Here is a 14,805-nt window from a genome sequence, read left to right as displayed (position 1 = left end):
TCTGATCTCCGGACGCCGCATGCAGCTTGGCATCGGGCGCGGCGACAGTTCGCGACGCGTGCTGGGGAAAAAGCCGGTCACACCAAAAGAACTGGCGCAGGCGATTGAGCAGTTTCGCGCGTTGACCTCCGGCAAGGAAATCGACTACGACGGCCAGCCAACGAAGATGACATGGTCCCCGGGCGCACCGCCGGTGTGGGTGGCCGGATACGGCCCGAAGGTGCTGAATATGGCCGGCCGCATCGCCGACGGCGTCATCCTGCAATTCGCCGAGCCCGACCTGATCGAGTGGTGCGTGGGTTTTGTGCGCGAAGGCGCAAAGGAAGCGGGGCGCGACGCGAAATCGATCGAAATCATGTCGGCCGCCCCGGTGTGGGTGTCGAACGATCTGAAGACGGCGCGCGAGCACGTGCGCTGGTTTCCGGCGCTGGTCTCCAACCACGTGATGGACCTGCTGGCAAAGTATGACCAGAAGCTGCTACCGCCGGCGCTGACTTCCTACGTGCGGGACCGCGGCAAGTACGATTACCAGCACCATTGCGAGGTGGGCAGCGACAACGCCGATTTCGTCAGCGACGACGTGGTCGACCGCTTCTGCATTGTCGGGCCGGTCGAGGCGCACCGCGAGAAGCTGCGCAAGCTGGCCTCGGTAGGTGTCACCCAGTTCAACATCTATCTCATGTGCGGCGAGGAAGAGAAGACACTGGAAGTCTACGAGCGCGAAGTGCTGCCGCATTTTTCCGGCGCGAAGAGCGCAGCGTCATGAAATGAGGAGTTGGTGGTTGGTAGTCAGGCTAGCAGGACTTGCTAGCCCACGGACTTGCTAACCCACCAGCTCCTGCTCTAGTGCATTGCCGCCGGGCCCGCGGTGTGCCGGGGCCGCTTCATCAGCAGGATGAGCGGGATCACGCACAAGAACATAATTCCTAACAAACGAAATGCGCTCACGAACGACACCATAGCGGCCTGCTGCTGCACCATGCCGAACACCGCCGCGTATGCCTGCCTGCCCGCGGTGTAGGCGTCCATCCCCTTGGCGATGAATCCCGCGCGCGCGGCCGCGATCATCTGCTGTGCCGCCGGGCTGAACGCCGTGACGTTCGCCCCCAGGACATTGGTGTTGGTCTGGGTGTGTCGCGCCACGATCGTCGTTACCATTGCAATACCGACGCTGCCGCCGATGTTCCGCATCAGGTTGAACAGGCTGGTGGCGTTGCCCATGCGTTCCTTCGGCACAGGATCGTGGGTGATGGTGGTCAAGGGCACGAACAGGAATCCCATCGAGACCCCCTGGATGAATTGCGGCCAGAACACGTCCCAATAGCCAGCGTTCAGGTTGATGCTGCCCAGGTCCCACATCGAATAGGCCGCGACCAGGAAGCCGACAAACAGCAACTTGCGCGGCTCGATTTTCGACATCAGCACGCCGATGAATGGCATGGCAATGAATGCTCCGAGGCCTCGCGGCAGCATCGCCCATCCCGCCTGCAGGGACGGATAACCGAGCAGCGTCTGCAAGAAGATCGGTATCAGCACGATGCTGCCATAGAGCACGAAGCCAAGCACCGTCATCAGGAAGACACCGGTGGCGTAGGTGCGGAGTTTGAATACGCGCAGGTCCACGATCGGCTGGCGGGCGCGCAGTTCACGAATCATGAAGAACACCAGCCCGATGGCGCACAGGATGAAAAGATAGCGGATGAAATGGGATGAGAACCAGTCTTCTTCCTGTCCCTTGTCGAGCAGGACCTGGAGCGCGCCAATGCCGAGCGCCAAAAATCCGATGCCCCACCAGTCCACGCGCGTTTTTCTGCCGATGTACTTGGGGTCGAAGATGAACGTCTTCGACATGATTGCCGCCGCCAGTCCAACGGGAAGGTTCAGATAAAAAATCCAGCGCCAGCTGTAGTTGTCAGTGATCCAGCCGCCGAGCACCGGGCCGAGCATCGGCGCTACCACGATGCCCAGGCCCCAGAAGGCCATTGCCTTGCCGCGATCTTCCGGCGGGAACGCCTCCAGCATGATGGCTTGCGACAGCGGTTGCAATCCGCCCCCGGTCGCACCCTGGATGATGCGGAAGAAGATGAGGAACGGAAGTGTGGGCGCCATGCCGCACAGAACGGAAGCGGCGGTGAAACCGACGATCGAGGTCAGCAGGATTCGTTTGCGTCCGAACTGGTTGGAGAGCCAGCCGGTCATCGGCAGGATGATGGCGTTCGCCACCAGGTAAGACGTCAGCACCCAGGTGGCTTCGTCCACGGTGGCGCCGACGTTGCCCGCGATGTGCGGCAGCGAGACGTTCACTACCGTGGTATCCAGCACCTCCATGAAGGTGCCCAGCATCACCGAGACGGCAATGATCCACGGGTTGACCGCTGCTTCGCGCTTAGGCATCGTGAGAAATGAAGAATGAAGAATTCAGAATGAAGAATGGCCGCGACAGAGAACACGCTGTCTTTTTCATTCCGCATTCTTCATTCTTAATTCTTCATTTCACCAGCACCGTCGTTGTCACCGACATTCCCGGCCGGAGTCCGCTCAAATCCTGGCCGGACTCGAAGACGATCTTCACCGGAATGCGCTGCACCACCTTGACGTAGTTGCCGGTGGCGTTCTCCGGGGGCAGCAGGCTGAAGCGCGCTCCCGTGCCGCCGCCAATCGAATCGACGTGGCCCTGGTAGTCGCGATTAAAAGCGTCAACGTGGATCGTGGCCTTCTGGCCGACCCTCATTTTCTCCAGCTGCGTTTCCTTGTAATTCGCTGTGACCCAGACATCGCCGATATTGACTATGGACGTGAGCGGCTGTCCCGGCTGCACCACCTGGCCCGGCTCGACATTGCGCTTGCTGACAATGCCATCCACGGGGGCCTTGATCGTGGTGTACTCCAGGTTGAGCAGCGCCTGGTCGACTTGCGCCTGTCGTTGCTCGACGTTGGCGCCGGCGGCGCCGGCACGCGCCTCCGTCACCGCCACTTGTTGTGGCGCGGTCTGCGCTCCGCGCACCTGTGCCTGGGCCTGGGTCACATGGCTGACGGCGGAGGCGACAGCGGCCCGCGCGGCATCCACGGTCGCGCGCGCTGATTGCTCGGCGGCGACGGCGGTGTCGTATTGCTGGCGCGAGACCTCGTCCTTGGCCACCAGTTGCCGCATGCGCTCGAGGTCCTGGGCCGCTTTGGTGTAGTTGGCTTCGGCTTCGCGCAATCGTGCCTGCGCCGCATTCACTTCCTTCTCCGACGCGCCCAGGTTCGCGTGCGCCATGTCGAGCGAACTGCTCGTACTGGTGTGGGTGATCGGAATCGCCGTTTGCGCGGCGCGATGACCCGCTATCGCGTCGGCGAGATTGGCTTTGGCCTGCGCCACCGCTACCTGGTAGTCCTTGGGATCCAACTGGACCAGCACGTCTCCCGTTTTCACTCGCATGTTGTCATCGACGCTGACTTTGATGACCGTACCGCCGACGCGCGCGCTGATCGGCGCAATGTGCGCGTCCACCTGCGCGTCGTCGGTGGATTCACGGGCCGCGTAATAACGCCAGATGAGGATGCCGCCGATGACGAGGGCGGCGAAAAAAAGCAGCAGCACCCACTTGGCCGCCGGATGCTGCTGGAAATAAGAGCGGGCGCGCCGGCGCGCGGACGGTTCTTCCGCCTCCTCCGGAAACGGCTCGCGCGCTTCTTCCACCGCGAGCTGATGGTTTCTTGACTCCTCGTTCGAGTCCGCCACTATTGCTTTCCTCCCAGGAAATCCTTGACCGCGCGCTCCGCGATTCCGAGCGACCGTGCCAGGCTCAGCTTGGCCACGTTATACGCGAAGCTGCTGTTGATGTAGTTCTCGTCGGTCGCGGCGACGGCTTCCTGCGACTGCACCACTTCGACGGTGTTGGCCACCCCGGCGCGGAAACGATCGCGCGATTGTGCCAATGCCTCTTGCGCCAACTGCACCGAGCTTTGTGCCACCTTCACCTGCTCAGCTGTCGATTGCAGGTCGAGGAAAGAGGTGCGGACCTCAAACTCGATCTGCCCGCGCAGGTCGGACAGGGAAGCCTGGCGCTGGTGCAGCAGCGCGTCAGCCTGCATCACGTCGCCCCGCACCTTGCCGCCCTGGAAGATCGGAATATTGATGGCGGCGGCCGTGGTATAGGTCGGGTGGCTCTGGCTGGGACGCGGGCCGATCGTGCCCCAGTCGGCATTGAAGCGTCCGTTGGGCAGCATCTCACCGATGGCCGCCTTGCGGTTGAATTCAGCGGCGCGCACTTGCGATTGCGCGCGGCGATAGTCGGGCCGATCACGGTAAGCCCGCTCGATCGCCTGGTCGAGGGTGAGCGGGGCCGTCGGCGTCACCGGAATTTTTTCGGTCAGCGTGAACTCCTGGCCCGTGGGCAGCCCGATGATCCGCGCCAGGCCCAGCTTCTGCTTTGCGAAATCATTTCGCGCCGCCAGCAGCCGCTGCTGCTGTACCTGCATTTCCACTTGCGAGCGGAGCACGTCGATGCCCGGCGCCATGCCTGCCTTCTTCATGTCGAGCGCCAGCTGGTAGAGCGCCTGCGCTGTATTCAGCTGGGCTTCAACGGCCACGATGCGGGCCTCCCCCGCTAGCGCCTGCATGTAGGTGCCGCCAACGACCAGCACGATCAGGTCGCGCACGTTCTGCATGTCGAGCTGGGCTGCGTTGATGTCCTCGCCGCGCGCCCGGACCAGGTTGAGCGCATGCGCGTCGAAGAAGGCGCCGCTGGCAAGAACGCGGGCGTCAAAAACCGCGAATGGCCCGATGATGGGGCCGGTGCTGGCCGGCGCGGGAATGCCGAATGCCGCCAGGTTAATTTGCTGGATCGATTCGCCGACGCGTCCGGTCAGCGTGGGCAGCACGTCAGCAAGCGCTTTGTAACGAGCGCCGCGCGCCGCCGTGGTCGCCTGCTCAGAAAGAATGAGCGCCAGGTTGTACTTGAGACCGCGATCAATTGCGTCGAGCGCGCCGAGCGGTAGCACCTCCGCCGTGGCCTGGCCGGTCGGAACGCTGCCGAACAACGGGTTCTGCGTCTGCGTTGTGCTTGACGGCTGTGTGGTCGCCGCCGGAGTTTGCGAGGCGGGAGCGGTTGGAAATGATATGCCCGGCAGGCCCTGCGCCATGGCGGTAATGCTGCACAGGGCGAAAGCGAGCATTCCGCATGCCAAGAAAGGTTTCCAGGTTCGCGTTCTGAAGATTACCAACCCTTGCGGGCGATGATGAGTGACAGGACAGAGATCACCGCTCAACGGTCTTCCTCTTTCTTTCCGATGTGCTGCTGCAACAGCCCTTTTACAGATGCTTTGGTGCGGAGCCCGGTACCGAGGCGCACCGAAAAAACGCTCAACCGCCGGCCCTTACGCCCTTCCGGCGGCCCCGCTACCCAGAAATCATTTGCCCGAACAGCCGAACCGCCTAGGGTAAATGGTTCACCGCGGGCGCGCACGTTTTTCGATGCAGTGATGAAATGCGAGGTACACGGAACCGATAACAAGGGCTGGCGCGGGTACGGGCCTGCCGACTTTTTATGCGGCGCTGTTCAACTCCACTACGGTCACCTCCGGTGTCGCGCCGAACCTGACGGGCGCACCGGAGACCCCGATACCCCGATTGCAATAGAGCTTCATATTGCCGACGGTGTACATGCCGCGCGGATACTTGCGTCCCATCGGCGGCAGGTATCCGCGAACCCCGGGAATGACGATCTGCCCCCCGTGCGAGTGCCCGGAAAGCTGGATATCGATGGGGAAGCGCGCGGCCTGGTCGGCGAAGTCGGGCTCATGCGCGAGCAGAAGAATTGGCTCAGCAGTGGGAATGCCGGCCAAAGATCGATTCAGATCGGCGGCGCCCGCCAGCGCCGAATCAGTGCCCGCAAGCCAGAAGCGAGCCCCGCCCCGCTCGATGGGAACCGCCTGATTGCGCAGCACGCGGATTCCCGCCTCGGTCAACGTGCCGGCAATCACATCGGGGTTGGTGCCCCAATCGTGATTGCCCAGGATGGCATAGACCCCATAAGGCGCCCGCAGTTCGCGCAGCAACTCGGCGCAGGGCACGATCTTGTCGACGGGACGATGTCCATAGTTGAAAATCCAGGTCGCGGTAACGAAGTCCCCGGTGAGCACGATCAGGTCGGGACGAGCCGCGCGGGTGGCCGCGATGGCGGCTCGAATCTCGAACTCGCCGGTATAGGGACCGAAGTGCAGGTCGCTGATCTGCGCCACACGGAAGCCGTCCAGCCCGACGCCGAGCTTCGGCAGCGTGAATTGCAGCGCCTCGGTCGCGATTGCCTGCGTTTCCTGTATGACGCTGGAGTAAGCCCGGAATCCCAGGACAAAGCCGGTTCCGAGCGAGAGGGTGGTTTGCAGCAAGTACCCGGGATCGATTTCCAACACCTAAGGGCCCCAAGCCGGCCTATTTGTTGTCAGCAGCCGGTTCACTGGTTTAGAAGCAGACTTCCCGATGCGAGTGGCCCGCGAGTACACTGGGCGTCCCATGGCAGCGGAAAAAATTGGGTTGATCGCCGGCAACGGCAGCTTTCCCCTGCTGGTGCTCGAGGCCGCGCGCACACGCGGCCTCGACGTAGTGGTGGCGGCCATTCGCGAGGAGACGGCGCCGGAAATCGAGGAGCACGGGGCGGCTTCCGTGCACTGGCTCTCGCTCGGAGAACTCTCCAAACTGATCGAAATCCTGAAGCGTGAAGGTGTGCGGCGCGCGATCATGGCCGGGCAGGTGAAGCACAAGCAGATTTTTTCCAGCATCCGCCCCGACTGGCGGCTGGCCAAGCTGCTGCTTTCCCTTACCACGCGCAATACCGATTCGCTGATTGGCGCGGTCGCAAAAGTGCTCAACGATGAAGGCATCACATTGATGAATTCCACCGAACTGCTGGAGCCGCTGCTGGCCCGCGCCGGCGTGTTGACGCGCCGCGCTCCCAGCGAAACGCAGCGCACGGACATCGAATACGGCCGGCGCGTCGGTCGTCACCTGTCCGAGTACGACATCGGTCAGACGGTGGTGATCGCCGGCGCCGCCTGCGTCGCAGTCGAGGCCATGGAAGGCACGGACGCCACCATCCTGCGCGCGGCTGAGATCATGCGCGCCATCGAGGGCGACGCTTCCACCCTGAGCCGGAACTTGACCGTCGTGAAAGTGGCGAAACCCGGACAGGACATGCGTTTCGACGTGCCGGTCGTGGGCGTAAAAACCATTGCGACCATGCGCGAGGCGGGCGCTACCTGCCTGGCTGTCGACGCCGGAAAGTGCCTGCTGATGGATGGCGAGCGCGTCATTGAGGCCGCCGATGCGGCCGGGATTTGCGTGCTCGCGGATTGAGAGGGAACCGTGGCTGCAGAAATCGTGCGAATCGCTGAACAACTGCGCCGCGCCGTCGATGGTGAGGCGTGGCACGGGCCCGCGGTGATGGAGATCCTCAACGGAGTGGACGCGCAAACGGCGTCGGCGCATCCGATTCCGGCAGCGCACAGCTTGTGGGAGATTTTGAACCACGTTACCGCCTGGACGCGCGCCGTCATGCGGCGGCTCGGAGGCGAGACCGTGGAACTCCAGGGAGCCGACGACTGGCCGCCTCCGCCGAGCGATGCAAGCGAGGCCTCCTGGCAGGCTGCAGTGGCGTCCTTCCGCCAAGCCCAGCAAGAGCTGATGGCCAAGCTCAAGTCCATGAGCAATGACGAGCTCGGGGTGCCGGTGCCGGGAAAGAACTACAGCAACTCGCTCATGCTGTATGGCGTGGTGCAGCACCACCTCTATCACGCCGGGCAGATGGCCTTGCTGAAGAAGGCGATACAGTAGGACGAGAACCGGCCCTTTGTCAGCACAATGCCCGCACAAGGTTCACAGCAACGGCTCACGGTAGCAGTGGTCGGCGCCGGATCCTTCGGCCGCAATCACGCGCGCGTGTATCACGAATTGCAGAAGCGTGGCGACGCGGTTGAGCTGGTCGCAATCGTGGATAGCGATGCTGCGCGCGCGCAATCGCTGGCCGCACAGTTTGGCGCGCACGCCTTTCGTTCCGTCGGCGAACTCCTCGACACGGCGCAGATAGACGCGGCTTCCCTCGCGGTCCCCACGATTCATCATTGCGAGGTGGCGAAGGCGCTGCTCGAAGGCGGCGTGGACGTGCTCATCGAGAAGCCGCTCTGCACCTCGCTCACGGAAGCTGACGACCTGCTCCACACCGCGCGCGGCTCCCAGCGCATCGTGCAGGTTGGTCACCTGGAGCGGTTCAACCCGGCGGTGCGCGCGACTGCGCCCCTGGTCACGCGGCCGATGTTTTTCGAGGTCCACCGGCTCAGCCCGTTTGGCCCGCGCGCGCTCGACGTGGACGTTGTCCTCGACCTGATGATCCACGATCTCGACATCGTGCTTTCCTTCGTCAATTCGCCGCTGAAGGAGGTGCGCGCGGTGGGATTGCCGATTCTGTCGGAGAAAGTTGACATCGCCAATGTGCGCCTGGAATTCGAGAACGGCTGCGTCGCCAACTTTACCGCCAGCCGCGTCAGCACGGAGCGAGTACGCAAGCTGCGTTTTTTCCAGCCGCAACAGTATGTCTCGGTGGATTACTCGCGCCAGGATGTGCTGGTAATCAGCGTGGATCCGCAAGGAAGCGAAGCTGCGGGCGCGGCGAGAGAGTCGCGCAGCGGGGTCTTCAACTTCCAGGCGGTGCAGCGCGCCCTAACTGCGCGCGCCAAGGAAGCCATCGGAATTCCGCCGCAGTTCAAGATCGACAAGCCCAAGGTCCTTCCGGGGGAGCCGCTCCAGGCGGAGTTGCACTCCTTCCTCGATGCGGTGCGGCGGCGTACGCCTCCCTTGGTATCGCTGGAAGATGGACGCCGGGCATTGGCGGCGGCGCTGGAGATCCTGGCCGCGATTCGCTCCCACGCCGAGCGCGCCCAGCTCGGACCGATCACAGATTCTTCTCTACCTCGCTGATCGCCTGCTGCTGGACCTCCGGATCGTCGCCAAAGCCCGCCAGCCAGCGAACCTCCGGCTCGCGGCGGAACCATGTCATCTGCCGTTTGGCGTAGTTGCGGTGTGCCTGCTGCGCCGCCCAGATCGCCAGCTTCAAGTCAATTTCGCCGCGCAGGTATTGCGCTGCCTGCTTGTAGCCGAGCGATGAAAGCGCCCAGGCGTCCGGACACTTCTCCAGCAAAAGCCCGGTTTCCTCGGCCAGGCCGTTGTCGAACATACGGCGGGCGCGGTCATTGATGCGCGTGTAGAGGGTATTGCGATCGGGATTGAGGCCGAGACGGAGGATGCGGAATCCCCGCAGCGGGTCGCGACCCTTCTGCCACAGTTCCGTCATGCGCTGACGTGAGGCCAGGCAGACCTCGATGGCGCGGATGACCTTGGGCGTGTCATGGGCGTGGATATTGCCCGCCGCCTGCGCATCCAGCCGCTGCAGGATCCGGTGCAGCCACTGGGCGCCGCGCTGTTGCTGCCGCGCGCGCAGGCGTTCGCGCAACTCCTCGGAGCGCTCGGGGCCGGGAAAGAGGCCTTCGAGCAGCGCTCGCAGATACAAGCCGGTTCCCCCGACGACGATCGGAAGTTTTCCGCGAGTCTTGATTTCGTTGAGCACGCCGCGGGCACGGCGGGCGTAATCGCCGGCCGTCATGTAGTGGTTGGCGTCGACGATGTCCAGCAGATGATGTGGCGCGCGGGCGCGTTCCTCCGCCGATGGCTTGGCGCTGCCGATGTTGAAGCCGCGATAAATGGCGACCGAATCGCAGTTGACGATCTCCCCGCCGAAGCGTGCGGCGATGATCAGCGAGAGCGCAGTCTTGCCGCTGCCCGTGGGGCCGAGGATGGCGACCAGCAGCGGCTCCATTCAGCGCGCGCTCCAGGGAATCTTGCCGCCCCACCGCGCCAGGATCATCAAGGCAAGCACCACGGCAATGACGATCAAGCCGATGGTTTCGGCGCGCAGGATGCGGGACTTGGGATCGTCAGCCACGGGCTCATTGTAGCGACTTACGAATTGCGAAAATAATGGAAAGATTCGCGTGTATTCTTTTCCGATTCACTCGGAGGTGCGCTCATGACAGCAACCGATTCCCTGATGGCCAGGATTCCAGGCGCCGAGCACCGCGAACTGGGAGGAGTGCACCTCGACATCGTGCGCACCGGAAATGCCCGGGTCAAACGATCGGTTTATCCGCCAGGGTTCCACTGGGCGCGCGATATCAAGCCGCTGGTCGGAACCGAGACCTGCGCTCACGCTCATGTCGGGTTCCTGGCGCGCGGACAAATCCGCATTGAGTTTCCCGATGGCTGCGTGCGCGACTACGTTGCGCCGCAGGTGATTAACATCGAACCCGGCCATGACGGTCGTGTCCTCGGCAATGAACCGGCCATCCTGATCGAGTTCGACTTTGAAGGCGAGACGGCGGCACGCCTCGGCCTGCCTAACCGGCACGAGCACCGGCCCTAACCACAGAAGACCCAGAGGACGCGGAGAAACAAAGGCGGAATTAAGAATTCAGAATGACGAATTCAGAATGAAGAATGACGAGCGGAGGTCATCAGCGTGATGGGCCGTTCTAGCCCGCAGACTTTTGGTTTCTGCGCAAGGCCGTGCTCGCCCGGGCAACCAGCTTGCGGGTTTGCTCCATACTGCGAGTGACCATCCGGCGGGTTCCGGTTTCGAGCAAGCTTGCGAGCACCGAGCGGAGGTATTCGTTGGGATCGCCTTTGCGCAGAAACGCGTCCGCTGAGGTCCTCACCTTGTGGGAAATCCGGGGATAGCCGGAGAGCAGAACAACACGGACGCTGGGCCAATCAGCCTTGACGATCTTCAGCAACTCGCCGCCATTCATGCCAGGCAGGCAGTAATCCAAGATGATGAGATCGACATCGCGTTGGCGTAAGGCGGCAAGACCGTCTTCCGCGCTTCCGGCGGTCGAGACGGAATAGCCCCACTTTTCCAGAAGCGCGGTGCGAACCTCAAGCCCCGGAGCGTAGTCGTCGATGCATAAAATGTGGTGCTGACGTTTGGCGAACCGCGCCTTGCTGGTCACATTGGCTCCATAGCGCTCTAGATGGAGCGATACCCCGAGCTCCAAAATATAGACTGAGGGAATGTGTGGGGATTATGGATTCTATTTTCCACAAGTCAAGCGCAGAGTTGCGGCGCGAATGTTGGATGCGACAAATCCAGCGTCCAAATTTGCATAGGTTGTGGTGCAATCGTGCGAAGTTGCGCCGTCATGGCAGAAGCGGCTCTTCAATCTGAGATGTGCAAGTTGCTGAACATGCGGTGATTGCCGAGTTTGGCGATAAAACGGGCCCCGATTTTCACAGAGTTTTCCACTGCTCTGTGGAAAACACGGAGCGCGTTGGAAAAAAATCAGAGCGTACCACGAAATCAGCGGCTTGGCGGCGTGCAACGCGTCGGCGACACGTGCCACAAGCTTATTCCAAGTCGTGCTTGCCGGGGTTGTAAAAGAATCGAAAACGGAGCGCGAGGTACTGACCTCGAAACTCGCCAGGCAGCGGCGGGAAAGGATTGGAAGCGGTGATTCCGCCCCAGGCCGCGCGGTCCAGCGAGACATCGCCCGACGGATCGACCAGGCGCATGCCGGCCACCGAGCCATCTTTCATGATCGCGAACTCGATCGCGACCCTTCCTTTTTTCATCAGTGGCGCGCGGGCGATCTCCGGGATCAGTTGGTACCAGTTCAGGCGTACATCGTGGAGGACACGCGACAGGTAAGGACCAAAATCCACGCCCATGGTGTCGCTGAGGATGTCCATGTTGCTCTTGATCCCGCCGCCAGTGGGAAGAGAGCTGCCGTAATCACCGCCAGCGCCCCCGTATCCGCCGCGAGAAGCGGCCGCGCTGCGGGCAGCGCTTTCAATCGCGGAGCCCGGTGACATGGCGGCGCCGAAAGCCTGTTTCGCGCTCAACGGAGGCGTACGGAGCTGCGCAGTATCGTTGGGCGCAGGCTGGGCGGGAGCAGGCCCGGGAGTAGTGTTCTGCTGCGCCGGTGGAGCGGCTTGCGCCATCGCGGGCTGCTGTGCCGGCGCGCCGGGCGGCTGCGGCGGTCCGGGGCGGCGGGCGGCGCGCAACTCCTCCAGCGTCTTGCGGTCAATCTGGGGGGCGCGCGAGGTGGCAATGCGGTCCTTGTCAGAAAGAAACTTCGAATTCGGCCGGGCCGTGACTTTCTGTTCGTCCGCCGGAAGCTCGATAAAGGTGGCTTGGCGGTCGCGCAATAAATCGTCGGCCGAGCGCACCGCGATCATGCGATGAAAAGGGAAGTACTTGGGCGCGGCGGCAATGGTAATGATCACCAGCAGGTGAGCCACCACGGAAATCCAGAAGGCTTCGCGCAGGCGCGAGCGCGCCAAGTCGTCCTGGAGTTGGATCAGAAGATGCGGCGCTTCCAGGGGGCCGGCGGGCTTGCGGTTAGGTTCGAACGGCAAACTGGGCTGAATTAAATCCAGAGGTGCGTCAGCCGGCGGCGCCGGACGTTCGTTGAGTGGAATTAAAGTCAGTGCCATTGAAAGCGAACAATTCCCCGCGAGCCGTGGGCACCCGCTACTAACGTTTAGACGCCCGGCAACCCCCAATTGCTGCGGGCGTTTTCAGGCCACCTGTAGAAGCTGAAAACGGTTCGGACTATTGTCTCACCTTGAGGGCCGAAGCGCACTAAGAGCCCTTACTTAAACCCGGAATCAGGAAGGAGTTGCCGGGTAAGGAATCGGGATGCAGGAACAGGGAAGAGCAACGCTGGCAGCCGACTAGGGACGGCTGAGGCCCGCAAACTGTGTGGTAGGCTGCGCTTATGTTCAACCGGGCGGCAGGGATCCTAGCGCTTTTTGCGTGTTTGGCGAGCAGTGCGGTGGCAAAAGATAAGGATCGGAAGGCGAAGTTCCAGGTTTACGGACCGGTACGGCTTGACCGCGAAGGCGAAAAGTGGGCGCAAAAGACGCTGAAGAAGCTGACGCTGGAAGAGAAGGTCGGGCAAGTGCTGATGGTATGGTCACGCGCCGAGTTTCTCAACGTCAACAGCGCCGAGTTCCTTCGCCTGCGTGACATCACGCGCAAATATCATCTTGGCGGTTTCGGTCTAACCGTGCCGACCGATGGACCGTTCCTGCTGCGCAGCCAGCCCTACGAAGCCGCGGTCATGACCAACCAGTTGCAGCGGGAATCGGAGCTGCCGCTTTTGATCGGAGCCGACTTCGAGCGCGGCCTCTCCATGCGGCTGCAAGGCGTAACCGTATTTCCGCATGCCATGGCGTTTGGCGCCGACGGCAACGTGGCCGATTCCGAGTCTGCAGGCCGGATCACGGGCATAGAAGCGCGCGCCGTGGGCGTGCACTGGAACTGGTTTCCCGACACTGACGTCAACTCCAACCCGGTGAATCCGATCATCAACACCCGCTCCTTCGGCGAAGACCCGCAACAGGTAGGCGCGATGGCCGCAGCCTATATTCGGGGCGCGCACGAAGCCGGCATGCTGGTCACGGCCAAGCATTTTCCCGGCCACGGAGACACGGCGACGGACTCCCACCTGGGCCTGGCAACCGTGAATGGAGACATCGCGCGCCTGGACAAGGTTGAGCTGCCGCCGTTCGAGGAAGCCATAAAAGCGGGCGTGGATGCCATCATGGTCGCGCACGTCACCGTACCGGCGCTGGAGCCGGACCCGAACAAGGTGGCGACCACATCGTCGGCGGTCGTCACCGACCTGTTGAAGAAAAAGATGGGATTCCGCGGGCTGGTGGTTACGGATGCGCTCGATATGAATGCGCTGATGCGCATTTATGCCCACACCCCGAACCCATCGGGGGCCGCGGCGGTGGCGACCATGAAGGCAGGCAACGACATCGTACTGATTCCCGGCGATTTGGACGGGGCGTACAAGGCATTGCTGCAAGCGGTGAAGAGCGGTGAGATTGCAGAATCGCAGCTCAATACCTCGGTGCTGAAAGTGTTGCGCGCGAAGGCGTCGCTGGGGTTGAACAAGGCGCGGCTGGTGGACTTGGACAAAGTGGCCGAGCTGGTAGGCCAGCCCGGCAATGTGGTCTACGGACAGAGGATTGCAGATTCGGCCGTTACCCTGGTGCGCGACAACGGCCACGTGCTGCCGCTCAAGCGTGTTTCTACGGGAACCGCGGGGTACGTCAATCCGTATACAAAGATGAGCGAGACCCGTAACCGCGTGGTCGCGATCGTGTTTACTGACGACGTGCGCATGGAGCATGGCCGCGTTTTTGAACGCGAGCTGCGGGCGCGCGTGCCGGACGCCAAAGTGTTCTTCGTAGATCCGCGAATCGCGGGAGCACTGACGCCGCAGATCGCGGCCGCGGTCGACCAGGCGGAAGCGGTGCTGGTTCCGGTGTACCTGGCGCCGGTGGCCGGCAAGAAGACGCAAATCTCAGGTGGCGAGGTAAAGAACACGGTCTCGCTGGCGGGCGACACCGCGGCACTGATGCAGGCGATCCTGGAGCATGCCGCCGAGCGCACGGCGGTAATTGCGATGGGAAATCCGTACATGGCGGCGGACTTTCCGGCAGTCCAGAATTACCTGTGCACGTATTCGTTCGTCAGCGTGTCCGAACTGAGCGCCATCCGCGCGCTGTTCGGCGAGATTCCGATCCGAGGCCGGTTGCCGGTAACCATCCCGGGGATCGCACAGCGTGGAGCAGGCATCGATCGGGCGCAGCAGGCGCGCCAAGGAGGGATGAAATCCAATGTTCACAAAAAATCAGTTTCCCGGTTACAGGTTCCAGCGCAAAGGACGAATCCACACGGGATTTCCAGTCACTCGACTCCTTAA

14 protein-coding genes are annotated in these 14,805 nt (G+C 62.5%); 6 read left to right on the top strand and 8 right to left on the bottom strand.

Annotated elements, in window-relative coordinates; translation table 11 throughout:
* The coding region (locus VFI82_09785) for a TIGR03842 family LLM class F420-dependent oxidoreductase (protein ID HET7184966.1) at positions 1-766 on the top strand (766 nt) is incomplete at its 5' end.
* A gap of 77 nt (positions 767-843) precedes the next feature.
* Here the strand turns inward: VFI82_09785 and VFI82_09780 are convergent.
* From VFI82_09780 to VFI82_09765, 4 genes are all read right to left on the bottom strand, one after another.
* Entirely contained in the window at positions 844-2,394 is a 1,551-nt protein-coding gene (locus tag VFI82_09780; protein HET7184965.1) for a DHA2 family efflux MFS transporter permease subunit, read from the bottom strand.
* A gap of 94 nt (positions 2,395-2,488) precedes the next feature.
* The gene (locus VFI82_09775; protein HET7184964.1) at positions 2,489-3,724 is read right to left on the bottom strand and encodes an HlyD family secretion protein; all 1,236 of its coding nucleotides are present in this window, start codon (positions 3,722-3,724) and stop codon (positions 2,489-2,491) included.
* Positions 3,724-5,160, bottom strand: a complete 1,437-nt coding sequence (locus VFI82_09770; GenBank protein HET7184963.1) for a TolC family protein — start codon at positions 5,158-5,160, stop codon at positions 3,724-3,726. Before VFI82_09770 ends, VFI82_09775 begins: the two co-directional genes overlap by 1 nt.
* 369 nt (positions 5,161-5,529) lie before the next feature.
* Positions 5,530-6,396 carry a metallophosphoesterase gene (locus tag VFI82_09765; GenBank protein ID HET7184962.1) on the bottom strand — a complete coding sequence of 289 codons (867 nt, stop codon included), beginning with the start codon at positions 6,394-6,396 and terminating at the stop codon, positions 5,530-5,532.
* 100 nt (positions 6,397-6,496) lie between these two features.
* On the opposite strand from VFI82_09765, the gene lpxI reads away from it, so the two are divergent.
* The 3 genes from lpxI to VFI82_09750 are packed head-to-tail and all read left to right on the top strand — an operon-like array spanning position 6,497 to position 8,953.
* Complete coding sequence (gene lpxI / locus VFI82_09760) at positions 6,497-7,336, top strand: UDP-2,3-diacylglucosamine diphosphatase LpxI (protein ID HET7184961.1); 840 nt, start codon at positions 6,497-6,499, stop codon at positions 7,334-7,336.
* A gap of 9 nt (positions 7,337-7,345) precedes the next feature.
* Positions 7,346-7,813: a DinB family protein gene (locus VFI82_09755; protein HET7184960.1), complete on the top strand. Its 468-nt coding sequence runs from the start codon at positions 7,346-7,348 to the stop codon at positions 7,811-7,813.
* Positions 7,814-7,840: 27 nt separating this feature from the next.
* Positions 7,841-8,953: a Gfo/Idh/MocA family oxidoreductase gene (locus VFI82_09750; GenBank protein ID HET7184959.1), complete on the top strand. Its 1,113-nt coding sequence runs from the start codon at positions 7,841-7,843 to the stop codon at positions 8,951-8,953.
* On the opposite strand, the gene miaA is transcribed toward VFI82_09750, so the two are convergent.
* Both miaA and VFI82_09740 read right to left on the bottom strand, forming a co-directional pair.
* Positions 8,928-9,848 (bottom strand): tRNA (adenosine(37)-N6)-dimethylallyltransferase MiaA, encoded by a 921-nt coding sequence (gene miaA / locus VFI82_09745; protein HET7184958.1) that lies wholly within the window; start codon positions 9,846-9,848, stop codon positions 8,928-8,930. The two genes, VFI82_09750 and miaA, sit on opposite strands and share 26 nt — an antisense overlap.
* Positions 9,849-9,974 (bottom strand): hypothetical protein, encoded by a 126-nt coding sequence (locus tag VFI82_09740; GenBank protein HET7184957.1) that lies wholly within the window; start codon positions 9,972-9,974, stop codon positions 9,849-9,851. It lies immediately after the preceding gene.
* An 84-nt stretch (positions 9,975-10,058) separates the two neighbouring features.
* Here VFI82_09740 and VFI82_09735 point away from each other — a divergent pair, with 84 nt between their 5' ends.
* The gene (locus tag VFI82_09735) at positions 10,059-10,451 is read left to right on the top strand and encodes a hypothetical protein (GenBank protein ID HET7184956.1); all 393 of its coding nucleotides are present in this window, start codon (positions 10,059-10,061) and stop codon (positions 10,449-10,451) included.
* A gap of 109 nt (positions 10,452-10,560) precedes the next feature.
* On the opposite strand, the gene VFI82_09730 is transcribed toward VFI82_09735, so the two are convergent.
* Both VFI82_09730 and VFI82_09725 read right to left on the bottom strand, forming a co-directional pair.
* Positions 10,561-11,037 (bottom strand): response regulator, encoded by a 477-nt coding sequence (locus tag VFI82_09730; GenBank protein HET7184955.1) that lies wholly within the window; start codon positions 11,035-11,037, stop codon positions 10,561-10,563.
* 394 nt (positions 11,038-11,431) lie between these two features.
* Positions 11,432-12,442 (bottom strand): TonB family protein, encoded by a 1,011-nt coding sequence (locus VFI82_09725; protein HET7184954.1) that lies wholly within the window; start codon positions 12,440-12,442, stop codon positions 11,432-11,434.
* Between the two features lie 419 nt (positions 12,443-12,861).
* On the opposite strand from VFI82_09725, the gene VFI82_09720 reads away from it, so the two are divergent.
* Positions 12,862-14,805 (top strand): glycoside hydrolase family 3 N-terminal domain-containing protein, encoded by a 1,944-nt coding sequence (locus VFI82_09720; protein HET7184953.1) that lies wholly within the window; start codon positions 12,862-12,864, stop codon positions 14,803-14,805.

It is taken from the genome of Terriglobales bacterium (assembly GCA_035691485.1).
Taxonomy (GTDB): domain Bacteria; phylum Acidobacteriota; class Terriglobia; order Terriglobales; family Acidobacteriaceae; genus JAIQGF01.
This window is presented reverse-complemented; position numbering and strand designations above follow the sequence as displayed.